General features: G+C 61.5%; 21 protein-coding genes. 14 read left to right on the top strand and 7 right to left on the bottom strand.

Annotated features, from left to right (window positions below):
• Positions 1-34: 34 nt before the first annotated feature.
• Together DTX69_RS25180 and DTX69_RS25185 are read right to left on the bottom strand one after the other, a co-directional pair.
• Positions 35-847, bottom strand: a complete 813-nt coding sequence (locus DTX69_RS25180) for a carbohydrate ABC transporter permease (RefSeq protein ID WP_119304348.1) — start codon at positions 845-847, stop codon at positions 35-37.
• A gap of 5 nt (positions 848-852) precedes the next feature.
• On the bottom strand, positions 853-1,626 hold the full coding sequence (locus DTX69_RS25185) for an SDR family NAD(P)-dependent oxidoreductase (RefSeq protein WP_284736058.1): 774 nt from the start codon (positions 1,624-1,626) through the stop codon (positions 853-855).
• Between the two features lie 151 nt (positions 1,627-1,777).
• On the opposite strand from DTX69_RS25185, the gene DTX69_RS25190 reads away from it, so the two are divergent.
• The 8 genes from DTX69_RS25190 (at position 1,778) to DTX69_RS25220 (ending at position 11,320) form a co-directional block, all read left to right on the top strand.
• A complete protein-coding gene (locus tag DTX69_RS25190; RefSeq protein WP_284736059.1) occupies positions 1,778-2,563 on the top strand; it encodes a DeoR/GlpR family DNA-binding transcription regulator in 786 nt (261 codons plus the stop codon).
• A gap of 346 nt (positions 2,564-2,909) precedes the next feature.
• The gene (locus DTX69_RS30395; RefSeq protein WP_162917548.1) at positions 2,910-3,473 is read left to right on the top strand and encodes a hypothetical protein; all 564 of its coding nucleotides are present in this window, start codon (positions 2,910-2,912) and stop codon (positions 3,471-3,473) included.
• A 453-nt stretch (positions 3,474-3,926) separates the two neighbouring features.
• Positions 3,927-4,736, top strand: coding sequence for a Tll0287-like domain-containing protein (locus DTX69_RS25195; protein ID WP_284736060.1), 810 nt, complete (start codon positions 3,927-3,929; stop codon positions 4,734-4,736).
• Between the two features lie 11 nt (positions 4,737-4,747).
• Positions 4,748-7,930 carry a PAS-domain containing protein gene (locus DTX69_RS25200; protein ID WP_119304352.1) on the top strand — a complete coding sequence of 1,061 codons (3,183 nt, stop codon included), beginning with the start codon at positions 4,748-4,750 and terminating at the stop codon, positions 7,928-7,930.
• Positions 7,911-8,312, top strand: a complete 402-nt coding sequence (locus DTX69_RS25205; protein ID WP_284736061.1) for a response regulator — start codon at positions 7,911-7,913, stop codon at positions 8,310-8,312. The genes DTX69_RS25200 and DTX69_RS25205 overlap by 20 nt, the downstream gene beginning before the upstream one ends.
• A 131-nt stretch (positions 8,313-8,443) precedes the next feature.
• Entirely contained in the window at positions 8,444-10,000 is a 1,557-nt protein-coding gene (locus DTX69_RS25210; RefSeq protein ID WP_284736062.1) for an adenylate/guanylate cyclase domain-containing protein, read from the top strand.
• 74 nt (positions 10,001-10,074) lie between these two features.
• Complete coding sequence (locus tag DTX69_RS25215; protein WP_119304380.1) at positions 10,075-10,602, top strand: superoxide dismutase family protein; 528 nt, start codon at positions 10,075-10,077, stop codon at positions 10,600-10,602.
• A gap of 514 nt (positions 10,603-11,116) precedes the next feature.
• Complete coding sequence (locus DTX69_RS25220; RefSeq protein ID WP_162917549.1) at positions 11,117-11,320, top strand: hypothetical protein; 204 nt, start codon at positions 11,117-11,119, stop codon at positions 11,318-11,320.
• A 372-nt stretch (positions 11,321-11,692) separates the two neighbouring features.
• On the opposite strand, the gene DTX69_RS25225 is transcribed toward DTX69_RS25220, so the two are convergent.
• From DTX69_RS25225 to DTX69_RS25240, 4 genes are all read right to left on the bottom strand, one after another.
• A complete protein-coding gene (locus DTX69_RS25225; protein WP_119304355.1) occupies positions 11,693-12,955 on the bottom strand; it encodes an ABC transporter substrate-binding protein in 1,263 nt (420 codons plus the stop codon).
• Between the two features lie 64 nt (positions 12,956-13,019).
• Positions 13,020-14,069, bottom strand: a complete 1,050-nt coding sequence (locus DTX69_RS25230; protein ID WP_119304381.1) for an aldo/keto reductase — start codon at positions 14,067-14,069, stop codon at positions 13,020-13,022.
• Positions 14,070-14,074: 5 nt separating this feature from the next.
• Positions 14,075-14,425 carry a TIGR04076 family protein gene (locus tag DTX69_RS25235; RefSeq protein ID WP_119304356.1) on the bottom strand — a complete coding sequence of 117 codons (351 nt, stop codon included), beginning with the start codon at positions 14,423-14,425 and terminating at the stop codon, positions 14,075-14,077.
• Positions 14,418-15,197 carry a GntR family transcriptional regulator gene (locus DTX69_RS25240; protein WP_284736063.1) on the bottom strand — a complete coding sequence of 260 codons (780 nt, stop codon included), beginning with the start codon at positions 15,195-15,197 and terminating at the stop codon, positions 14,418-14,420. Before DTX69_RS25240 ends, DTX69_RS25235 begins: the two co-directional genes overlap by 8 nt.
• Before the next feature lie 103 nt (positions 15,198-15,300).
• Between DTX69_RS25240 and DTX69_RS25245 the strand changes: the two genes are divergently transcribed.
• Genes DTX69_RS25245 through DTX69_RS25265 form a run of 5 tightly spaced genes read left to right on the top strand, consistent with a single transcriptional unit; the run spans position 15,301 to position 20,194 of the window.
• Positions 15,301-16,101 carry an ABC transporter ATP-binding protein gene (locus DTX69_RS25245; RefSeq protein WP_119304357.1) on the top strand — a complete coding sequence of 267 codons (801 nt, stop codon included), beginning with the start codon at positions 15,301-15,303 and terminating at the stop codon, positions 16,099-16,101.
• The gene (locus tag DTX69_RS25250; RefSeq protein WP_119304358.1) at positions 16,098-16,841 is read left to right on the top strand and encodes an ABC transporter ATP-binding protein; all 744 of its coding nucleotides are present in this window, start codon (positions 16,098-16,100) and stop codon (positions 16,839-16,841) included. Before DTX69_RS25245 ends, DTX69_RS25250 begins: the two co-directional genes overlap by 4 nt.
• On the top strand, positions 16,838-17,749 hold the full coding sequence (locus DTX69_RS25255; protein WP_119304359.1) for a branched-chain amino acid ABC transporter permease: 912 nt from the start codon (positions 16,838-16,840) through the stop codon (positions 17,747-17,749). Before DTX69_RS25250 ends, DTX69_RS25255 begins: the two co-directional genes overlap by 4 nt.
• Positions 17,746-18,747 (top strand): branched-chain amino acid ABC transporter permease, encoded by a 1,002-nt coding sequence (locus DTX69_RS25260; RefSeq protein ID WP_119304360.1) that lies wholly within the window; start codon positions 17,746-17,748, stop codon positions 18,745-18,747. The genes DTX69_RS25255 and DTX69_RS25260 overlap by 4 nt, the downstream gene beginning before the upstream one ends.
• Entirely contained in the window at positions 18,731-20,194 is a 1,464-nt protein-coding gene (locus DTX69_RS25265; protein WP_119304361.1) for an aldo/keto reductase, read from the top strand. Before DTX69_RS25260 ends, DTX69_RS25265 begins: the two co-directional genes overlap by 17 nt.
• 63 nt (positions 20,195-20,257) lie before the next feature.
• On the opposite strand, the gene DTX69_RS25270 is transcribed toward DTX69_RS25265, so the two are convergent.
• The gene (locus DTX69_RS25270) at positions 20,258-22,693 is read right to left on the bottom strand and encodes a BTAD domain-containing putative transcriptional regulator (RefSeq protein WP_162917550.1); all 2,436 of its coding nucleotides are present in this window, start codon (positions 22,691-22,693) and stop codon (positions 20,258-20,260) included.
• A gap of 176 nt (positions 22,694-22,869) precedes the next feature.
• Between DTX69_RS25270 and DTX69_RS25275 the strand changes: the two genes are divergently transcribed.
• Positions 22,870-23,094 carry a hypothetical protein gene (locus DTX69_RS25275; RefSeq protein WP_119304363.1) on the top strand — a complete coding sequence of 75 codons (225 nt, stop codon included), beginning with the start codon at positions 22,870-22,872 and terminating at the stop codon, positions 23,092-23,094.
• Positions 23,095-23,250: the final 156 nt, after the last annotated feature.

A 23,250-nucleotide genomic window follows, 5' to 3' on the forward strand; every position in this document is an offset into this window, starting at 1 on the left:
GTCATGCCTCCTCTAGGTTGTTCGTTTTTTTTGATCACTTCAGAGCCCCCAGCGACAGCCCCTTGATCAGGTGCTTGCGCAGGAAGGGCAAAAGCAGAAACACTGGCAACAGCGATACGACCGTTGCCGCTGCCAGAGGCGCGATCTCCACGCCAGCATGCGTCTCCAGGCCAGCGAGACCGACCGGAAGGGTCTGCGTATCCGGGCCGCTCAAGACTAGGGCGAACAGGAACTCATTCCAGGAGAGGATGAAGCCCAGCAATCCGGCCGCGAGCAGGCCTGGCGCTGCTACCGGCACCGCAATCTTGATGAAGGCCTGCCAGCGCGTGGCGCCATCGACCCGCGCCGCCTCCTCCAATCGCGCGACATCGCCTTCGAAGAAGGAGACGAGCATCCAGGACAGAAACGGCAGACAAATCGTCAGATGCGCAATGATGAGGCTGATGCGGCTTTGCATGAGACCCGCCATCAGGAACATGGCAAACAGCGGCAGCACCAGGATGATCGGTGGCAGCATCTGGCTTGCCAGCACGCCAAGCCGCAGAGCCACGCCGCCCGTGTTCCATCGCGCAAACACATAGGCGAGCGCCGTCGCCAGAGGCAGCGCGATCATCGTGGTGATCAGCGCTACGATCAGGCTGTTGAAGAACCAGGTCGTAAAGGGATAGCTGGTGAAGATGGCGGAGTAGTTCATGGACCCGATCGAGCCGATTTCCGGGGGTATCTTGTAGGCGGTCAGCTTGTCTGTCAGGCTGACGCGTACCACCCAGAGGAGCGGCAGCACGATAATCGCCGAGAACACCACCAGCACGAGATGAGGGGCGATTGAACGGGCGAGGCGCTTCATAGGGTTCAATCCATCCTCACCCCTCCGGTGACATTCAGCGCTTCACCGGTGATAAATCCAGACAGATCGCTGCACAGAAACAGCACAGCCGCCGCGACGTCCTCAGGCTCCTCCAATCGCCCAAGCGGTGTCTGCCCAATATAGTCATCGATCACCTGCTGTGGCGCCATGTTGCGAAGCTTTGCTTCCCACTCAACTTCACGCGACTGCATGCCCGTCTTGACGAAGCCGGGGCAGACGCAGTTCACGCGGATGCCTTGGGCCGCGACTTCTCGTGCCAGAGCCTGCGTGAATCCCATCACCGCAAACTTGCTGGCCGAGTAGTGGGCAAGCCAGGGAGCGCCCCACTTCGCGGCGAGCGAAGCAGTATTGACGATCGCACCTTTCGTGCCTGTCTGCAGGAAATACCGGACGGCGCACTGATTTGTCAGAAACACACCGCGCGCATTGACGTCGAAATTGAAGTCCCACTCCTCGTCTGTCAGGTCGACGACCAGGTTCATGGTCGAGACGCCTGCATTGGCGCAGAGGATCTGATATCCGCCGAACCGTTCCACGACCGTCGCGAACGCCTTCTCGACACTCGCCCGCTGGCGCACATCGATAGGAATGCCGAATGCGCCACGACCGATCTCCGCCGCGGCCCGCTCCGCCCCGGCATGGTCGATATCCGCGATGGCGACCCTGGCACCCGCGCGCGTCAGCGCGCGTGCAATTCCCAGCCCGATGCCCGTTGCGCCTCCGGTCACGACCGCGCTCTTTCCGCGGAGGTCAATCAACTGCGCCTCCCTCTCGACCTTATGATCATTTTCGATCATTATGCTGAGCGCGCGATGTAGTGGCAAGCTAGAACATTGAGTAAACGGCGCGGAAAGGTCTCCGATCGAAAATGATCAAACCGGGTTCGAGTGGAGAGAGGTGATAGACCCCGTGGGACCCATTCATCAGCCTGGGCCCCGGCAAGCGCGCATTCTGGAGTTGCTCGCCAGCCGTGGTTTCTTGACGGTCCGCGAGATTGCGGCCGCCACTGGCGTATCCGAGATCACAGCACGTCGCGACCTCGTGGAACTGGAAGAGCGGAAGGCACTGAAGCGCACGCATGGCGGCGCAATGAGTCTGCGGAACGGACAGGCAGAGATCTTTGATGCCTATGAGCCTACCTTCGACGCGCGCCGTCGCCGCAATAGCAGGGCGAAGGTGGCAATCGCCCGCGCCGCTGCCAAGCTGGTGAGAAGCGGTGCCACAATTGCCTTGGATGTCGGCACTTCGGCATTGGAACTGGCGCGGTGTCTCATTGATGCGGGCGAGATCAAGATCGTGACGAACAACCTGCGTGCCGCAGGCTTGCTCGCCGACTCACCACACTCAGTGTACCTGCCAGGCGGGCGGGTACGCGGAAAGGAATTGTCGCTCTATGGCTCCGCGACTGCGAACCAAATCCGAAGCTACTGGTTCGATCTCGCCTTCATTGGCGTATCGGGTATCACTGAAAGCGGCCTGTTCGACTATTCGCCGGAGGACACGGAGATCAAGCGTATATACATGGAGCGTGCGAAGCGCGTTGTGGTGCTCTGTGATGCGCAGAAGTTTGGCCATCATTCCATGGTGCAGGTGGCGCCCCTCACGGCCGTCCATTTGCTCGTGATTGACCAGGCGCCGCCGCCAGCACTGGCTGCCGCGCTCGCTTCGGCTGGAGTGCAACTGCTGTACGCTTAGCATTCCGTGAACTTGCGATGACACGGTATGCCACGAACTGTCACGCACTCGTCCCGAAGTGATCGCCGTTTCCGTCCGCTGGGCACGCCGCCCGGGCGACGGGGGCTGCCGTGTCGGGTATTGGGCACTAACCGCTGGCGTGAAATGGTGCTGCCGGTGGCCAGCACCGTCGCCGAAACGCGCACTCCAATCTCGTTCCGCATCGCTTATCCCCGACGTTGCGAGGATACGTTCTTTAGTCGCGGAGTGCCAGATTCTCGCCATTGACCGTTAAGGCGATAGGTCGTCTAATTAGCCATTCGCGCATTTCAGTCGAAGTTGCGCCCTGCTGCTTGGGAGGGCTTCCATGAATTGGCGCAATCTCACCATTCTGCTCGTAGCCTTATTCGTCACGGCGTGCACCAACCATCACGTCGATTTCGAGGAACTTCCCGACGGAACTGCAGTACCCCAGTGGGGCGGCGGCTCCTTGTCACCCAGTGATCCTTGGGTAATCACGACCCAATACGCGTCCCGCGGCGTGACGATGTTTTCCTCCAATGGGCAGGATGGCGTCTTCGTGATCAACGACCCAATGACCGATACACCACCTAATGTCGTTTGTCCGATAGGCGTGCCGTTCGGTCCATCCAATTATACCGGACCAACCACCATCACCCTCCGCCAGTCCACCGACGACGTTTGGGTAACCCTTCCCCCTGGCTACGGCGCAGTAACGGTAACAGCCCATGATTCGAGTGGAAATGCTCTCCGCAGCGAATCGTCGTCTGGGCCAAACTCGAGTGGCAGCGCGACCGGTCGGCGTGTCCACGTCGAGGCGAACAACATAATGAGCGTTAGCATAGACAGCGCAACGCCAGGAGGTCGCTACTGCTTCGACAGTGTCACTTGGCAGGAGCTTTGGTACTAGTTGCTTTATACGGCTAGGCTCGGGCTCAGTATGGTATACGGCCTAGTCGAACAATCCGGCGGGCACGTGAGCATCTATTTGGCGATCGTCATTCGGAGCGATCGCATGTCATGCATCGGACTTTACGCGACAGCTCTGGTTAGATGGACTTACTGCGTCCGGATTGTAGTCCCATGGATGCAACCTGGGGAGGGACGTTCTGCGATCTCTTAACGGATGACACTGGCCGCCGATCCTGGCCTCGACTAACCGCCGGATATGGGTTGCAGAACAAAAGGAACGGCATGCCAGCGCCACATTCGGCGGCTAAAAGCGCTGTGGGACGGCTTCAAGATATAGCTGTCCTGCCCTCTGTGTCGTATAGTGGCCGAATTCCACCAGCGCCAACTCATAAGTCAGCGTCGTAAGCGGCGCGGGCGCGAGGGTTCGTCCCAGAACAGGGAGGCTTCGGACATGAACATCCGAGAGCCAGCGGCAACTGGATCGCAGGTCCTACGAGGGCCGAGCGCCTGTGTGTACGCCATCGCCTGTGCGGTAATCATCATGTCGTCACTGATTTTCGCCAGCCATACGCGGGCTGACGAGTCGGAGGAAGTGGCGATCGCCCTCAGCTTGGCGAAGATGCTTCAGGCCGGCAGAGAAGTGATTTCCAGAAACCAGGCGCTCATTAACGATCCCAACCGAGGAGACAAAGGACTGACCGGCGACGTCGTGCTGGAGGCGGCGGTGGAAAACTACAGAAAGGCGACCGGCATAGATCCGCGGTCGATCTCGCCGGCTTCGCGCCGAGGCCGCCTGCTGCAATCCGAGATGGCTGCCATCAAGGAAGTCGTCAACGAGAACCAAAACTTCATCAACGAGAAAGGAGTCGGTTTCAAGGGTTTCATCCCGGCGATTTTCGCGCGCTTGGTAACGGAGCGGCTGGAAGAGAAGATCGGCACCGAGGTGCTGATCAAGGTTACTGCACCTCCCAAGCTGGTAAGAAATCGCAAATCCAGGCCCGATGAGTGGGAGCAATCAGTCATCGAAGAAAAGTTCCTGGGTCCAAACTGGACCCGCGGTGAAGTTTTCTACCAGGCGCAGCCAAATCAAGGGCGCGATGCCATTAGGGTGATGGTGCCGGAGTATTACACGGCCTCATGCCTTTCCTGCCATGGGCAGGAAAAGGGCGAGGTCGATATCACCGGCTATCCGAAGGAAGGGGCGAGCGAAGGCGATCTCGGTGGAGTCATCAGCATCACGCTGTTCCGCCAGCAGCAATGACAACGTCCTGAATGTTTGGCGGTTTCGGCATGTCGCAACTCTCCATTCCCGCCCGTCTAATGCTGCTCTCGGCAGCCCTGATTGTCATACTCGTCGCCACCAGCATCTATCTGAACAGAGGGATCAAAGAAGGCGCGGACGCGCTTGTCGCCGAGGCCCGCTATGTCGAGGTTCTGCAGACCGCGAGCGCCGCCGAGAAATCGTTCGGTGATCTGAAATACTGGCTCACCGACCTGGCAGTCAGCCTGCTCAATCTGTCTGAGCAGAAAGCGCGGGATGCGAGGCGTCAGTTCGATGCCCACCTGACTACATTGGAGCCGTACGATCCCACGGCCGTCGCAGCTATTCGCCGGGAGGTGGACGGCCTTATGACACGCGCCTTCGAAGCAGTAGACGCTTACACGGATGATCGTCGCGTGATCGGCAACATGCTCATGGCCGATGCGCGCGTGCATGTCACGGCAGTGGATGACCAGCTGGAACGAATGGTTGCCCGGTTGCGCGCCGACGCAGCTCGGGCAAGCGAGGCGGCTCAATTACGGTCAGCCCAGGCCGTTCGGGTGTCCTGGGTGATCGTCGTTGCGGCCGGTCTTTTCGCGCTCGGGCTAACGATTCTCATCCTGCGCTCCATAGTGCTGCCGCTTAGACGGATAGGCCAAGCGATGGCAGCTCTTACGAGCGGGCGCACCGATATCGAGGTATCGCTGCCCGGCCGTGACGAGCTGGCGGCAATGGCCCGCACTTTGGCGCTGTTCCGCGAGAGCCTGGTCGAGCGGAATCGCCTGGCAGACGAGCGCGAGCAGGCATTGAGGCGGCTCGAAGCGGCCCGTGATGAGGTGACCGCGGCGAACCAGATCCTCCAGGTGACGTTCAATCATATGGCCCAGGGCGTCTCGATGTTCGACGGCGACGCAAAACTGGTGGCGTGGAACCAACAGTTCAGAAACCTCCTCGACCTTCCGGACGCGCTGCTCACGCAGGCCACGACTTTCGCCGATTTCATCCGCTATCTTGCGGTGCGCGGAGACTTTGGATCCGGAGATCCGGAAGACCAGGTGCGCAGGCGGCTTGCGAGCCTGGGCGAGCCCTATGTGGGCGCCCGCACCTTGCCCGATGGCCGCGTGCTGGAGGTCCGCCGAAATCCAGTCCCCGCAGGCGGCTTCGTCTCGATGTACACAGACATCACTCAGCAGAGGCAGGCCCAGGCGGAGATCGAGCTGGCGCGAAACCGATTGAGCGATGCGATCCAGAGCATCTCCGATGGCTTTGCCCTGTGGGACCAGGAGGACCGGCTCATCATGTTCAATGAGCGTCTCGGCAAGCTCTTGAAGCTCGAGAATCAAGTTGCGGTGGGCGTGACATCCGAAACGTTGATCAGGGTGTTGGCAGGCCGACGGGCGCGATCATCTGACGCAAGCGATGATGACGACACCTGGATCTCGCATCGGCTCGCTTCGCACCGCAGCGGAGTCGCCGACGAAGATTTGCAGCTCGACGATGACACTTGGCTGCGGGTCGGTTCTCATCGTACGCACGAGGGAGGGATCGTCACGACATGGGCCGATATTAGTACCTTGAAGCATCGCGAACTCGAGCTGGCCGACCTCGTCGCGAGACTCGAGGTCGCCCGCGATCAGGCGACTGAAGCCAACCGTACCAAGAGCGCATTCCTGGCCAATATGAGCCATGAACTCAGAACGCCGCTCAACGCCATCATCGGCTATAGCGAAATCCTGGACGAGGAGGCCAGAGACAAGGGCCTCCAGGACTTGCTGCCGGACATCGATAGGATCGAGACGGCTGGCCGGCATCTGCTCGGCGTGATCAACGACATACTCGATCTGTCCAAGATCGAGGCCGGGCGCATGGACATCTATCTCGAAGATATCGACGTGGCTGCTTTGATCGGAGAGATCCAGTCAATGATTCTGCCGCTGGCGGCCAAGAACGGCAATGCGCTGGAGGTGATTTGTCCGGCGGACATCGGCCGGATGCGATCGGATGTGACCAAGGTCAAGCAGAGCATACTGAATCTATTGGGGAACAGCAGCAAGTTCACCACCGGCGGCCGGATTACCCTGGTGGTCTCGCGACAGCCTACCGCAGTGGGCTCGAACATCAGTTTCCGCGTGTCGGACACAGGGATCGGCATGAGCGCCGCGGAAACCACCAAGCTGTTCCGGGCTTTCACGCAAGTCGACACCACGACCACAAAGCGGTTCGGTGGGACCGGCCTTGGCCTCGCGATCACGAAGCATTTCTGCGACATGCTTGGCGGGAGCATTGCCGTCGAAAGCGAGCCGGGCAAGGGTTCGACATTCACCATCACGCTCCCTGACCGGGGAACCGTCGAGAGCGGGGTGCCGCCCGAACCGCGGGTCGCGAGGGTCGCTGATGGCGCAGGCACCGTCCTCGTGGTCGACGACGATCCGGTGTGCCTTGATCTCCTGAGCATGACTCTGGGGCGAGAAGGCTACCGGGTGATCCATGCCCGCACCGGCGAGGAAGCCCTGAAGCAGGCGCGCGCGCATCATCCCCAGGCGATCACGCTCGATGTGCTGATGCCCAGAATGGATGGCTGGTCGACCCTGGTCGCGCTGAAGGCGGACCCCATCCTGCGCGAGATTCCGGTCATCATGCTGACGGTCCTGAAAGACCGCGGCTTGGCGTTCTCGCTCGGTGCTTCGGATTTCATGACCAAGCCGGTTGACCGCTTTGCCCTGACGTCCATGCTCCGGCAATACAGGACAAACAGCGATGATCTTGTCCTGATCGTCGAAGATGACTCGGGCACCCGGCATGCCACACGGCGCCTGCTGGAGAAACTCGGCCTTAGGGTTGCCGAGGCGAGCAACGGGCGTGAGGGATTGCGGTGGCTCGATGGCCATCGTGCTCCGGCGCTGATTCTGCTCGATCTGATGATGCCGGTCATGGATGGATTCGAATTTCTGGAAGAGCTGCAGCGGAGGCCCAACCTCGGCACCGTACCGGTCGTGGTGCTGACAGCCAAGCAGCTGTCGCAGGAGGAAATTACGGTCCTGACCGGCCGGACAAAACGGATCATGGCGAAACAGGGAACTTCGAATGACGAACTCGTGGCCGCAATCCGCAAGTGCGTACAGCGCCATTTGGATGAACAGACGATACCGCGCCCGCAGGATCAAATAACACCCGGTGGGCGTCAAGCAGGGTAAGGTAGCTATGATGAAGATTCTGTTGGTCGAAGATAACGAGATGAACCGGGACATGCTTTCTCGCCGGCTTGTCCGCAAAGGCTACGAAGTCGTGATGGCGCTCGACGGCCGCCAGGCCGTGGAGATGGCCTCTGGAGAGCACCCTGATCTGATAATCATGGACATGAGTCTCCCGGTCATCGACGGCTGGGAGGCGACGCGGCAAGTGAAGGCGTCGGAGGCAACCCGATCAATCCCGGTCATCGCCTTGACCGCCCACGCCATGGCCGGCGATCGCGAGAAGGCGATCGAAGCGGGATGCGACGATTACGACACCAAGCCCATTGAGTTGCCGCGCCTGCTCGGGAAGATCGCCATGTTGCTAGAGCGAAAGCAACCATAGCAAAGCGTACGGAACTGTTGAGGCCGGAACGAACGATGCTCGACGCGCCAGACCGACGCTCCGACGACTTCCTCAAGGTCGCGCTCCTGGCACATGTCCGTCAGGATTTCAGCGCTCCGGTCAGCGCCATCGTGGGCTATGCGGAGATTCTGATCGAGGATGCGCCCCGTTGCGGCCTGGAGCACTGCGCGGCCGATCTCCGAAAGATGTGCCAGGCGGGGCTCGACCTTCAGAGGCTGGTTCATGATCTGCTCGATCCGGACGCCCTGGGCAAGCGAGCCGGAGGTTCCGACTACGACGAGTTCAAGAGCAAGCTGCGCCACGATCTGCGGACTCCCCTCACCGCCCTCAAAGGCTACGGCGAAATGCTGCTGGAGGACGCACTGGAGGCCCCGGCGGCCGCATTCGCCGACGACCTCCAGAAGTTGCTGAACGCAGCAAAGCGGCTGCTCACCCGCCTTGACGGCCTCGTCGAATTCGCCAGCGGAGAGAGTAAAGAGGTCTCGATCGCCGAGTCTGAGACGTCGCTGTTCCCCGCACTGGGTCGGATCGTCCGCCCGCGCAGCGGTGAACTCATCGCGGACAAGCCGGATGCCTATCGAATCCTGGTTGTCGACGATCATGAATCGAACCGAGATCTGCTCTCGCGGCGATTAACGCGCGACGCGCATCACGTCGTCACGGCGGCAACCGGGGAGAGCGCCCTTGCGCTCATCGAGCAGGAACCCTTCGACCTCATCCTCCTGGACCTCCTGATGCCCGGGATGAGCGGCTACGAGGTGCTCGAGCGCCTTAAATGCGATCCGCGCCACAACGAGATCCCGGTGCTGATGATCTCCGCTCTCAAGGAAATCGAGAGTGCTGTCCGTTGCATCGAGGCGGGTGCGGAGGATTATCTGGCCAAGCCGTTCGACCCCGTTTTGCTTCGCGCACGCGTCAATGCGTGCCTTGAGAAGAAGCGGCTCCGCGACCGCGAGAAGATCATGCTGCAGCAGCTCCGGTTCGAGCGAGATCGATCCGATGCACTGCTTCTAAGCATATTGCCGGCACCGATCGTTGCCCGGCTCAACCTAGGCGAAAGCGTGATCGCCGATCATGTTGCGGACGCCACGATACTGTTTGCTGATCTTGTCGGCTTCACCAATCTGTCCGCGCGGCTCTCCGCGACCAGCCTTGTGCATCTCCTGAATGTGCTGTTCTCTGATTTTGATAGGCTCTCCGTCCAATTCGGATTGGAGAAGATCAAGACGATCGGGGACGCATACATGCTGGCCGGCGGCCTTCTTGCGCCCTGTTCCGATCACGCCGAAGCGGTCGCCGATATGGCTCTGGCTATGCGCGATACCCTGCAAGCGGCGAGCCAACGGATTGGCGAACCGCTCCAGTTGAGAATCGGCATACATACCGGTTCGGTCGTGTCTGGCATCATCGGAACGCATAAGTTCATCTTCGATGTTTGGGGCGACACGGTGAACACGGCGAGCCGCATGGAATCCCACGGCACGCCCAATGAAATCAGTGTCTCTGCAGCCACCTACGCGAGACTCCGCGAGAAGTTCACTTTCGAAGCTTGCGGCACACTCGATCTGAAAGGTAAGGGACCAGTCGAGGCATATTTCCTTCGAGGGCGCCGTGACTCGCACGGCCGGCCGCTCGACTTCTGGTACGGCGGAAGCAGGATGCCCTAGGCAAATCCGAGGTAACCCCACACAAGAGCCGTCATGCTCGGATGCAGAGCCAGGATGAAAGGACAGGTTCAGAAATGACTAGAACGAAATTAGCGGCTCTGAGTCTTGGCTTTCTCTGTGCCTCAAGTGCGGCTGTGGCCCAGACGCCCCAACAACAGGCAGTGGCGACTTTCTTCAACCCGCAGGGCCAAGAGATCGGCAAAGCGATACTCACACAGACAACGAGCGGTGTCTTGATTGACATCGATGTATCGCGCATTCCCAACGGAGAGCATGGATTCCACATCCACGAAACCGGTATCTGCGACAGCGCCGACGGTTTCAAATCGGCGGGTGGCCACTTCGATCCAGCCCAGCAGCAACATGGCTATATGGCTGAACACGGCTCGCACGCCGGGGACATGCCAAACCAGTTCGTTGGTGCCGACGGCAAGCTCCGGGCACAGGTCCTGAACCCCAATGTCACGTTGACCACCGGTCCGACGAACGTTTTGGATGCCGACGGCTCGGCACTAATTATTCACGCCGACCCAGATGACTACAGCACACAGCCGGCCGGCAATGCCGGCGATCGTATCGTCTGTGCCGTGGTCAAGAAGTGACTTAGGTACCGGTGCATCGCAACGCTTCAGCTCGCAAATTAGACACTACAGATCAGCAGCTCCAAAAGCCGACACGCAGCCGATAGGACGATTGCCAATGTGCTGCTTGCCAAGCCGCGCCATCGCGCAGGCTGATGAAATAATCCGGACCGCCCATCTGGCCGCCTTTGCGACGCCGCCGCCCCGAACGGTGCGCGCGCGTCTCGAACTCGACCCTGTCAGAGCTTCCACGTGGCGCGCACACGTCCGATGAGCGCACGAACTGCCAAGAGATCAGCTGAGCTTAGCCATTGCATCGTCGACATGGATATAACGGCGGTCCGCAAGGCAGTCCTTTGAACAAATGATCACGTCGGAAACTATTTTCCGCCGGGCAAGAATCTTCTCTATTTGGATCCATTAGATCGATATGCGTTTCGAGCGAGCCGTTGCACAACTGAGGTTTCAAAAATGTTTCTGGACGGCTGGATGGCGCACTGCATCTAATCCGCTCTTCAGTTGGGAGGCTGAATCTATGAGTGAAATGCTTGCGTATCGCGCTTATTTCCTGACAGTCAGCGACCACATTAGGCATGTGATTGGCTTTAAGTCGGCAGATGATGCATCTGCTCGCGAAGAAGCAGAACGCATGTTGGAGCAATCAGAATATGCAGCAATCGAGATCTATGAAGGATGGCGGCTGGTGTTCCGCAAGGAGAGATTGCAAATAGCTGCATGACGGGCGTTGGATTCCAACCCGCGCAAGTGGGCTTTGGCATGAGGCGACGCAGTCTGCGACCGCGTTGCTTTTGCTTTTTATGAAGAGCGTGTTTTTTGCACGAAAGTTATCCGTCACTGCTTGACGCTGTCTCGCAGGGTTCGTTGCCAGACTCAGCGGTCGGCCAAGTCAGTTCGCCGGCTCAGTTTGCTCGTGGACGTGACCGTGACGGGTTCACACGTGAAGCAGCGCCTCACGTATGAGTTTTGCCGGCGGCGAGCCGATGGGCGGTCGCCACGATCGGAGAGAGCCCATCTTGCATGCGACCGAGGTTCAGTAGCCCTGCCCCAAGCATGGACGCAGGGCTACCCGGACGCTAGCTAACCGACAATGCTACTTGAGACCGGCTTTTATCTTGCCAACTTCTTCGGCGCTCATCTCACCGACAGTCGTCACCTCGCCGTCCTTGATCCGCCAGAGCCGGAACGGGCCCGTAATATCGCCGTACTGATCGAACGCGATCGGGCCGATCACGCCTTCGTACCGGATCTTCTTGCCTTCCTTGAGCAACGCCAGAGCCCTTGCAAATTCATCCTTGCCCGCATGGACCGGCGTGCCGTCGGGCGCAACCACTTCGGGGATCGCGGCCTTGATGGCAGCGGCATCGCGCTTGCCGGCTTTGGCCACTGCGAGCGCGACGATCGCCCCGGCATCGTACGAGCGATCGGCCGCCGGTGCATCGGGCTTGATGCCGCCGGAGAAGGCTTCGTAGTTGGCGTTGAAGTACTCGGTGGATGCCGTCGGATTGGTACCGGAGGAAGTGCCGAACGCCTCATTAAGATATTGCGCGCCAACGCTGTTAATGAAGTCGGTCGAGTTCATGCCGTCGTTCAGCAGGAACTTCTGCGGGCCGCCGCCGGAGATCCACGCGCGTGCGATGGTGGCGCCATCCACCGGATAGCTGACCAGATAAAGCGCCTCGGGATCGCCCTTCATGGCCGCGCTGGCTTCGGAGGCGTAGCTCGACTGTTTTTCGTTATAGGGGGTGACCGAGGTGACCGTTCCGCCCAGCTTCTCGTAAGCAGCCCGGAACTCGCGGACCATGTTCACGCCGAAATCATTGTTGACGTGAATGATGGCGAGCTTCTTCAGTCCCTGATCCAGCGCGTACTTCGCTGCCGCCGTTCCCTGCAGCGCATCGGACGTAATGGTCCGGAAGAAGATGCCATTCGTCTTGCCCTCCCGCCCCAGCGCCGTCAGCGTCGGCGAGGAAGATGCCGGCGACACCTGCACCACGCCGGCAGGCGCGGTAACCGACGTCAGGATCGGGATGGAGATTGAGGAGATGATGCCGCCGATGATGACCGGCACCTTCTTGATGTTGACCAGCTGAGTCGCCTGATCGACCGCAACATTGCCCTGGCTCTGGCTGTCGCGGGTATCCGTTACCAGCTTGCAGCCATTGACGCCGCCCGCTTCGTTGAAGTCGCGGAACGCCATCTCCACAGATTTGGCGCCGGCTTGGCCGTACTCGCCGGCCGGTCCGGTCAGTTCCATCACCACGCCTATGGTGATATCGCAATCCGCCGCGAGCGCCGGCGCCAGAGGCGCAGCCAACGCTGCGAGCAACGTACTCAGCAGTAGCGTCTTTTTCATGTTCCAGTCCCTCCCTGTCCTGGCCGCTTCTCGATGGCCCTTGATTACTACCGTGCGAGCTTTGTCACGCCGCTCCCTTGTTGAGATTGTATTTCATGATGCTGCCGTGGCGCCCCGTCGTGTCGCGCTCGAGCCCGAAGACATCGCCGTCGAGCTCTCTGGCTTCGGCGAGCACCTCATCGATACCTGAGCGATCCTCGGCCCTGAGGGTCAGATCCGAGATCGCAAGGTTGGAAGCCAGGTGCGCGCGATTGCGCGCGCCGACGATGACTGCAGCAACGCTGGGCCATTCCAGCACAGCCGCGGCCGCCACCGTGGCGATATCGCTCTGATGACGCCGCGCAATGTCTCGCAGAACTCGGAGCAAAGCCTGGAAAAGGTCCCAGCCCCCGAACTCCTCGATGATCAGCCGGTATTTGGTGAGCGAGCGGTTTTCCATCACTCCGGTCGGCTCGGGCGCTCCCAGCCATTTCTCGCTCAGGAAGCCGCCGGCGACCGTGCCGTAGCAGAACAAGGCGACGCCCCGTTCGAGCGCCACCTGCACCATGCTCTTCGCCGGCCGACGATCCAGCAGCGAATACTGCACCTGCATGGAGGCGACGGGAACTCCGCTATCAATCATCTCCGTCATGCGCCGCGTGTCGAAGTTGGTCCCGCCGATCTTGTCGATCTTGCCGGCGCGCCGCAGCCCCTCGAGCCAATGCGCCGTCTCGAGCCAGCGCGGCACATCGTAGTTCCACCAATGGAACTGCACGAGATCGAGCCGCTCCATCTCCAGCCGGCGCAGCGAGGTGTCGATGACCTTCTCGACATAGGACTTGCTGATGTGCGGCAGGACGTCGAGGTCAGGCACGAATTTGGTGTGAATCTTGATCCGGTTCAACGCCACTTGGCCGCGCAGATCACGGTAGCGCGCGCGGAACCGGCCGATCAGTTCCTCCACGCCGGTGTAGATGTCGGCGCAGTCGAAGGTGGTGATGCCCGCTTCGGCAAAGGCGATCATGTCGCCGACGGGATCGTCGCTGATGACCGGGCTATGGCTGCCCGAAAGCTGCCACCCGCCGCGGACCACGCGCGAGATTTCATAGCCGGGCGAGAGCTTGAAGCGCTGCACGGCCTTCACGCCTTCGGCCGTGGAACAGCCGTCGTCGCTGCGTGATTGAACCTGCGCAGGCCGAGGCGCTGGATGCGGAAACGTGTCGAGCAATTGGGATCGGGACACGCCACCTCGGCATCGCTGGTCATCCAGTCGTTCGCATGGGTCGGGCGTTGCTTGGCGGGCAGCAGCGGCAACAGTGCAGCCAGCGAATAGATCGAGAAGCCCTGACCCGGCGGCAGATGCAGCATCTCGCCGCGCAGTTCGAAGTAATCGCCGGGCTTGGCGCCGCAATAGATCGCCCCGCCTACCGGTGCCGTCACCTCGACGCGCAGATCATAGAGCTCAAAAGAATCGTCCTGCTTGTCAGTCATCGTTCGCCGCCATTCTCTCAGCCTCCTCCGCATCGAGGCGCTGGCGCACGAGGTTGAAGGAACGCGAGATGTCGTCCCTGAGCGCGCTTATCGCGCCCTGTTCATCGCCGCGTTCCATGGCCTCGATGAGCGCCCAATGGTGGTGCGCACCGGGCAGGTCGCGCTGCTCCTCATGCAAGGCCGCGGCCGCCTGTACATAGGGCCCGGACTGCAGCCAGAGACTTTCGATGATCGGGATCAGCACCGCCGAGCGCGCGGCCCGGTAGATGTAATAGTGGAAGGCGTGGTTGAACTCGGAGGTGATGCGCGCACGGTCGCTCTCCTGCGAGCGGAAGGCCGCTTCGCATTGCCCGGCCAGCTGGCGCAGGTGCGCGAAGTCCGTTGGCTTCAGATTCGGCAGAGCCAAGGCAACGATCTGTCCCTCGATCAGTGTGCGCGCCCGCGCCAGATCCTCCAGCCGTTCGCGCGTGATGACCGGGACGCGCACCGAGCGGTTCGGCAACGCCTCCAGCGCCTGCTCGGAAACCAGACGCGCGAGTGCTTCGCGCACAGGCATGGTGCTGGTCTGCAGTCTCTCCGCCAGTTCCTGGATGCGCAGCGTTTCGCCGGTGGCGAAGACGCCATGGATCAGAGAGCGCCGCAGTTCCGCATAGACCCGATCATGAAGCGTCTCGCGCGGGATCGGCGACAAGGAACGCCGGCGGCCCATCCCGACCACCTTGGGCGTCTCCTCTTCCTGCTCTTGCAGAATGCGGTCTTCGGAGTCAGTCATGGAAACTAAATTTCCTAGACTCAGCTGAATTGCGGAACTTTCTTACTTGCAATTCCGAATGCTGTAAAGTTCTATCAGATATCTTTGATCAAAGTTCGTCTCGATGCAGTCAGCCAACCGCTCCGCGACCACTCAGACTGACGCTTCGGTGGTCGAGGCCCGCGACGTTACCATGCGGTTCGGCGGCCTCACTGCCGTCGGCGGCATGTCGATCGCCCTTCGTCGCGGCGAGATTCTGGGACTGATCGGACCGAACGGCGCCGGCAAGACCACCTTGTTCAATCTGCTCGCGGGCAGCCTGAAGCCGACCGCGGGCGCAATCAGGCTCGGCGGTGCGGATATATCGCACGAAGGGCCGGAACGCCGCATCGCGCGCGGCCTCGGGCGCACCTTTCAGATTCCACGTCCCTTCTCGGAAATGACGGTGCTGGAGAATGTGCTGACCGGCGGCCAAGCCCAGGCCGGCGAACAGATCTGGTCGAACTTCCTGCGCCCCGGCCGGGTGGCGGCGCAAGAAACGGCCGCGGTCGACAAGGCGCGCGCCCTGCTCGACTTCGTCACGCTTTCGGCGCTGGAGGGCGAACCGGCGCGGGTGCTATCCGGCGGCCAGCGCAAGCTGCTCGAGCTCGCGCGCGTCCTGATGGCAGACCCGGACATCTTGCTTCTGGATGAGCCAGCGGCGGGGGTCAATCCTACCTTGCTTGAATTCATTATCGCGCGGGTGATGGATCTCAATGCCAGCGGCAAGTCCATCCTCCTCATCGAGCACAATATGGATGTGGTGGCGCGCCTGTGCAGCCGCGTGGTGGTGATGGCGGCCGGCAAGCATCTGGCCGAGGGCGCGCCGGCTGCGGTCGCGCGCGATCCCGCAGTCATCGAAGCCTATCTGGGAGATGTGGCGTGAGTGTCCCTGCGCTTTCGACGGACGCGCTGGTCGCGGGCTATGAGCGCGATCTACCGATCGTGCGCGGGATCGATTTCTCGGTCGGCATCGGAGAGTTGGTGGTCGTGCTGGGCCCCAACGGCGCCGGGAAATCGACACTGGTCAAGGCGATCGCGGGACTGGTGACCATCCATTCCGGCGCGATCCGCCTTGGCGATCGCGACATCACGTCCGCGCCGGCGCACGAAAAGGTCCATCAGGGCCTCGCTTTCGTGCCGCAGACGGAGAACATCTTCACCACGCTGACAGTCCACGAAAATCTGCTCGTGGCGGCCAATATCCTGGCCAAGGAGACACGGAGCCGGCGCATTTCCGAGCTCTATGCACTTTTCCCCGATCTTGCTGCGCGCCCGTCGCTGAAAGCCGGACAGCTGTCGGGCGGACAGCGACAGATGCTGGCGGTGGCACGCGCACTGATCGTCGCGCCGTCGGTCCTCATCCTGGACGAGCCGTCGGCTGGACTGTCGCCGAAAGTAGCGGCGGACGTATTCCGTACCCTCAAGAGCATCAACGAGACCGGCGTGACCATCATACTGGTCGAACAGAACGTGAAGGCCGCGCTAGCCATCGCGCATCGCGGGGTGATCCTGGTCGATGGCAAGCGTCGCCACGAAGGACCGGCCGCGACCCTCGCCGGCGATCCGATCGTGGCCGAGCTCTATCTCGGCGCGCATCGCGCTCCACCGGCGGTCGGCGCATGATCGCCCAGGCGATCATGGACGGGTTGATCGCGGGTGCCATGATCGGGCTCGGCGCCATCGGCATAACGCTGACCTATTCCATCCTGCGCTTCGCCAACTTCGCCCATGGAGAGCTGCTCAGCTGGGGCGCCTATATCGCGCTCGCGCTGAGCGACGGGCTCGGCTATCTCTCCGCCAGCCTCATGCTACCGGTCGGCCCGTTCTCCTTCGGCTGGTCGCTCCCGCTCGCCGCCATTCTCGCCGTCGCGCTCACCGGCACGCTCGCGTTGCTCGCCGATGCGCTGCTGTTCGGCCGGTTGCGGGCCAAGGGCGGAACGATCATCATTATGGTGATGGCGAGCTTCGGCGCGGCGCTGACGCTGCGCAGCCTGCTCGAATTCCTCTTCTCGACCAAGCCAGCGTATTACAGCAAGGCCTTGCAGATCGCTCTGCCGCTGGGCGGCGAGATGCGCGCGACGCCGGACCAACTCCTGACCCTCGGCCTCGCGGCGGTGCTGGTGATCGCGATCCATCTGCTGCTGACGCGCAGCGCGACCGGTCGATCGATGCGGGCGGTCAGCGAGAACCAGCAGCTGGCCGGGATCGTCGGCATCGATGTCCGCAGGATCATCCGCATCGTCTGGCTGCTGGGGGCTGGCCTTGCCTGTGTTGCCGGCATCATGGCCGGGCTGGTCGTCCAGATCCGTCCGCATATGGGGCACGATCTGTTGCTGCCCCTGTTTGCCGCCGCGATCCTGGGCGGGATCGGTAGCGTGCCGGGTGCCATGCTGGCCGGACTCATCGTCGGGCTCAGCGAGGCCATTGCCGTCCAGGTGATCGGCGCCGAATGGCGCGCCGCTGTCGCCTTTGTCATCCTGGTTGCGGTCCTACTGACGCGTCCGCAAGGCCTGCTCGGGAGGGCGGCATGAGCGTGGAGCTGGTCAGCTATGGCGCCTTCTTCCTTACCATCGCGCTGACCTACGCCATCATGTGCCTCGGCCTCAACGTGCAATGGGGCCAGACGGGCTTGTTCAATGTCGGTGTCGCCGGCTTCGTTGCCATCGGCGCCTACGTCTCTGCCATCCTGACGACGCCCGCCACCGAAAGTCACCTGGGTGGCTATGGCATGCCGATCGTGATCGGTTGGCTGGGCGGCGCGCTGGCCGCCGCTCTCATCTCCTTCCTGATCGGCGCCCTGACCATCCGGCTGCGCGCCGATTATCTCGCCATCGCCACCTTTGGCGTCGCGGTGGTCGTGCAGCTCTGCGCGCTCAATCTCGAGCCGGTGACCGGCGGTCCGTTCGGGATTGGCTTCATCCCGCGGCCGTTTGCCGGCCTGGCGGGCAGCCCCCTGGCTTTCAGCCTGCTCAACCTCGGCGTCCTGATCGCTGTTGTCGCGGCGGTTTATCTGTCGCTGGAGCGACTGGTGCGCAGCCCCTGGGGCCGCGTGCTGCGCGCCATCCGCGAAGACGAGACCGCCGCGTTCGCCCTCGGCAAAAACGCCGTGCGGTTCCGTTTGCAAGCATTTGCCATTGGCGGCGGCGTCATGGGTTTGGCGGGCGCCGTGCATGCGCATTTCATTGGCTTCGTCGCACCGGACAATTACGTACCCATTCTCACATTCCAGGTTTGGGCGATGCTGATCGTCGGCGGTTCCGGCAACAACCGCGGCGCGATCCTGGGCGCGGTGCTGGTGTGGGGCGTGTGGACGGCCTCGGCCGCTGCGATCTCGGTCCTGTTCCCGCCGGAACAGCAGGCGCGCGCCGCAGCGCTACAGATCGTCATGGTCGGCCTCGCCCTGTGCGCCGTGCTGCTGCTGCGGCCACGCGGCCTGCTCGGCGAAGTGCGCGTGGTGTCCCGTTACCTGGATCCTTCTGCCCGCAGATTTCCAGCCCAAGAGATTGCGACCGATGCCCGCAAACCCTGAGCGCACCCTCCTTTGCGGCGGACTCGAAATAAGCCGCCTAGTCTGCGGCCTCTGGCAAGTCGCGGACATGGAAAAGAACGGGCAGCCGCTCGATCCCGTGCGCGCGGCCGACGCGCTCGAAGACTATGCCAAAGCGGGCTTCGATACCTTCGACATGGCGGATCACTATGGCAGTGCGGAACTGATCACCGGGCGCCTGCTGCAGCGTTACGCCGGAGCGAACAAACGCCCCGTCGCCTTCACCAAGTGGTGCCCCGAGCCGGATTCGATGACTGCCGAGGTCGTGCGCAAAGGCATCACTGAGAGGCTCGAGCGGCTTGGCGTCAGCAAGGTCGATTTGCTTCAGTTCCATTGGTGGACGTTCGAGCATCCGGCTTGGCTCGACGCGTTGCACGAGATGGCCGCGCTGCGAAAGGAAGGATTGATCGCCTCGATCGGCGTTACCAACTTCGATGCCGCGCACCTGGCGCTGGCGCTCGCCGACGGCATACCCATCGTCAGCAACCAGGTCTCCTTTTCGCTGATCGACCGGCGCGCGGCCGGTGCGCTATCTGAACTCTGCCGGCTAAAGAACGTGACGCTTCTCGCCTATGGCACGCTCTGCGGCGGCTTCCTGTCCGAGAAATGGCTCGGCAAGCCGGAGCCGACCGAAATCCGGGATTGGAGCCGCTCCAAGTACAAACGCTTCATCGATGCTGCGGGTGGTTGGCAAGCGTTCCAATGTGTGCTCGCCGCCGCTGATCGCGTGGCGCGCAAGCATAAGGTCTCGATCGCCAACGTAGCCACCCGCTGGGTGCTCGATCACGAAGCCGTCGCCGCCTGCATCATCGGCGCAAGGCTGGGCGAAAGTGAGCATCGGGTTGATAATCTCAAGGTCTTCAGTTTCGCGCTGGACGCCGAGGATAGGGCGTTGCTCGCTGATAGCTTCGCCGGCACCAAGCCCGTTCCTGGCGACTGCGGGGACGAATACCGCAAGCCGCCCTATCTCACCGCCTCCGGCGATCTCAGCCATCATCTGAGCGCGATTCCATCGATCTTCGCCGGCACCCCGGTGCCGCAACGGCCCGGCCGGCAACGCGTCTCATCCGGCAGCGTATGGGAGCCGATCGCCGGCTACAGCCGCGCGGTACGGGTGAAGAACGTGATTCATGTCTCCGGAACGACGGCGACTCATGGTGCCAACCACTGCGTGGCGCCGGGCGACGCCGGCGCGCAGACGACTTATATCCTGGACAAGATCGCCGCTGCGATCGCCGCGCTGGGCGGCACGATGAACGACGTTGTGCGCACCCGCATCTATCTGCGGGATGGAGCGAAGTGGGAGCCTGTGTCTCGCGCCCACGGGCGCGTGTTCGGGCAAGTCATGCCGGCCAACACGCTGATCGAGGCCGGCAACCTGATCGGCGACTACGAGGTCGAGATCGAAGCGGAAGCGATCGTTGACTGATGCCGCTCGCCGCTTGAAACGCTAGAGGCGATAGCCAAGCCGCCTGCAGAATGATCGGCGTCGTCACTCTATGGTGACCTGATACCGGCAACAGGAGGTCAGGTAGAGGTACTCGTACTCTGTCCGCTCCGAGACGCTGCGCTTTCGAAAAATGCTGCCGCAATCCGAGCCCCAATCCCTCCAGCGATAGCAGATAAGTCCATCCTCAAGATAACTGATCGTGGCCGAATCCATACCATAATCACCCGCTGTCTGAGCGCTTCCATCGCGCGCGATCGTGTCTACATAAGATTTGCCGGTATCCAGATCACGAGCATGCACCTTGTGCCCGAACGTCAGCGCCTTTAGATCTGCAGTCGTCAACCGCTCGTAACCTGACGCGCTGGCCAAGAATCCAAACTCAGGGAACCCCGCGCTCGCTAGGTCCTTCAGCCATCGCTCGAGAACCGCATGGTCTTTGTAGGGCCAGTCCAACCACCAGGCCCTTTCTGTAGCAAGCGACCAATTCGGCTTCTGCTCTCGAAGCGTGTCCAGCGCCAGGCGGGCCGCATCCATGCGACCCAGCCGCACGTTGTCCGCGGCGATATAGAGATATACTTCGGCCGGAAATTCGCGGCTCAGTTTGATATGCCGTTCGGCCTGCGCGATCGACTTCTCATACTCGCCCGTCAAATAATACGCCCACGCCAATATCCGAGTGTTGCGATATAGATCGGGGGCAAGCGCCAGTGTGCTTTGAACCCACTCGATGGCTCGTTCTGGATTGCCTGCGGCGATCTGTACGCGCGCGAGGAACGACCTCATATTTGCGTCATGAGGATTGAGCGCGACCGCGATTTCCGCATCCCGGATGGCGTGCACGAAGTTTCCCTCGTGCCAGTGGATGTATGCCATCAGCCAATGCCCCAGCCACTGAACCACGGGAGGCGCGTTTTCCGAGGCAAGGGCTGCGCGCGCATACTCGCCCGCCATGCGCCGCTCGAAGGCAGGCTTGCCGGCCTCATACTGCCATGGTCGCATGAAGTGATACCAGCCAAGTTGGACCTTCAGCAGGCTTGAATCCGGGAATTTTTCGAGGCCTTCCCGCCAGATCGCACCGGCACGATCGTGCTCCTCGATGCTTGCCCATCGGGCAAAGAGCTCGTGGCCTTTCAAATAATAATCGTACTCGGTCAGCCGGGCCGCCGGCTTGCCCTTCAGCCGCTCATATTCAGCCTGCTTGATCGCTCCCTTCTCGCCGGTCAGGGAGACGATGATCTTTCGGACCGACTGATCCTGCAGCGCCGCAGGATCGGTTCCTTCGTATCCATCCGCCCAGATATGCCGCCCCGTGTCCGCATCGACCAGCTGGGCATTGACGCGCAAGCCGCTGCCCTTTCTTTGCACGCTGCCGAGCAGGACATAGTTGGCGCCGATTTCCCGCGCGGCCTCCGCCGGATCCTCGAACTCACCGCTTACCTTGCGGGACACCACATGAAAATCTGGAAAACGTGAGGCCATCGTTATGGCCTGATCGGTGATGCCATCGGCAAGAACCTTTAACGCCGGATCGGCGCCGAGATTTCCGAATGGCATGACGGCCAACGATGGGAATCCATCATCAGTCGATGACCGCAAATAGAATTGCAATGTCGCCGCGCCAATAAGCAGGACGGCTAGGCCCACCAGTGCGAGATGCCAGGGCTTGAGGACCCGCTTGCGCCCTCGCGCCCGATCGGGAGCCGACATGCCCGCAGAAGCGATCGCTGCGCCACCAATCGACCGCGGCAAATGCTTATCCGTGCCGTTCGCAGTTCGCTGAATCTCCTTCAATAGCAGGTCCGTTTCTGGCTCCGGATCGACATCGAGTTCGCGCCGAAGCGCTTCGCGGCAGACCTGGTACTGGCGGAGTGCTCGATCACGCTGGCCGGCGGCGGTATAGAGGCGCATCAGGACCCGATGGCTTTCCTCGCGTAGCGGATCGATCTCGATCATCCGCTGGGCGGCTGCGACCGCGCGCTCGCCATCCTGGCATTCGGTAAGCTTCGTCAGGACGTCGATCGCGAGATCCCGAAGTCGCGTCCGCTCAATGGCAATCAAGCCGGCAAATTCCGGATCCGACAGGCTCTGTCCGTCCAGCAGATCACCACGATAGAGCGCCGCTGCCTCTTCGAGCGCGCCGGCCGAAGCCAGTCGCTGGAACTCTACGACATCGATCGTGACCGCCGTTTTGTCCATCCCGACGGTTTCGCGGTCTGCCCGGAGCGGGTTCCCATCCCCAAGCAGCTTACGTAAATCAGCCAATGCCTGACGGAGGCTGGCCCTCGCCTGCTCCTCGCCCCTGTCGCCCCACAGCAGCCCTGACAGCTTCTCCCGCGCCCATGCCTTTCCACTCGAGAGCGCAAGGCACGCCAGCAAGGTGCGCAGCTTCTTTCCGGGCGGCGTCACGTCGCGCCCGTCCGCGGCCCGCACGTCGATAGGGCCAAGAAGCCGGATCGTTAGCTGTCCCTGAGCCTTCATGAGCCGCGTCCGTGCCGGCAAGCAAGAGGCGATGCGAATTTTACGCGCATCTGACGCTCTCGGCAATTCATGCGCGCCGCCTTCTTACGGTCACCTCACGCACGTCTGCTTCAATCGAACTTGGTCCGAGCGACGAAGGACCTCCGGAAATGCCACATTCATGGGGTCAGGGATCCATGTTTCAGATCATGATGCTTGTCTGCTCGATCAGCATCCCGCCTGCAGATTGTCAGACCGATACCGCCATCAAAATTATCCTCGGCCCAGAAGCCGCAAACGAGGTGCAGTGCGGGCTGTACGGTCAAGCCTATTTTGCCGAAATGGGACAGTACAAGTTGACCGGTGGCGAATATTTGAAGGTAACGTGCACCCGCACATCCATTGGCAAGACCGCCGGCTAAGCCTCATCATTACGGTAGTCGGGCTGAACTGCGACCTAAGCTGAGCCGCTCGTACCAGCCAGAGATACCCTGGGGCATGTTGGAACTGCTTCCGATCCGAGCGGCTGACATTCAAAGAAGCCTGCAGTCGCGACGTATTGCGAAGCCAGCGTCCAG

Origin of the sequence: Dongia deserti, from assembly GCF_003574735.1 — a bacterium.
Taxonomy (GTDB): Bacteria; Pseudomonadota; Alphaproteobacteria; order Dongiales; family Dongiaceae; genus Dongia_A; species Dongia_A deserti.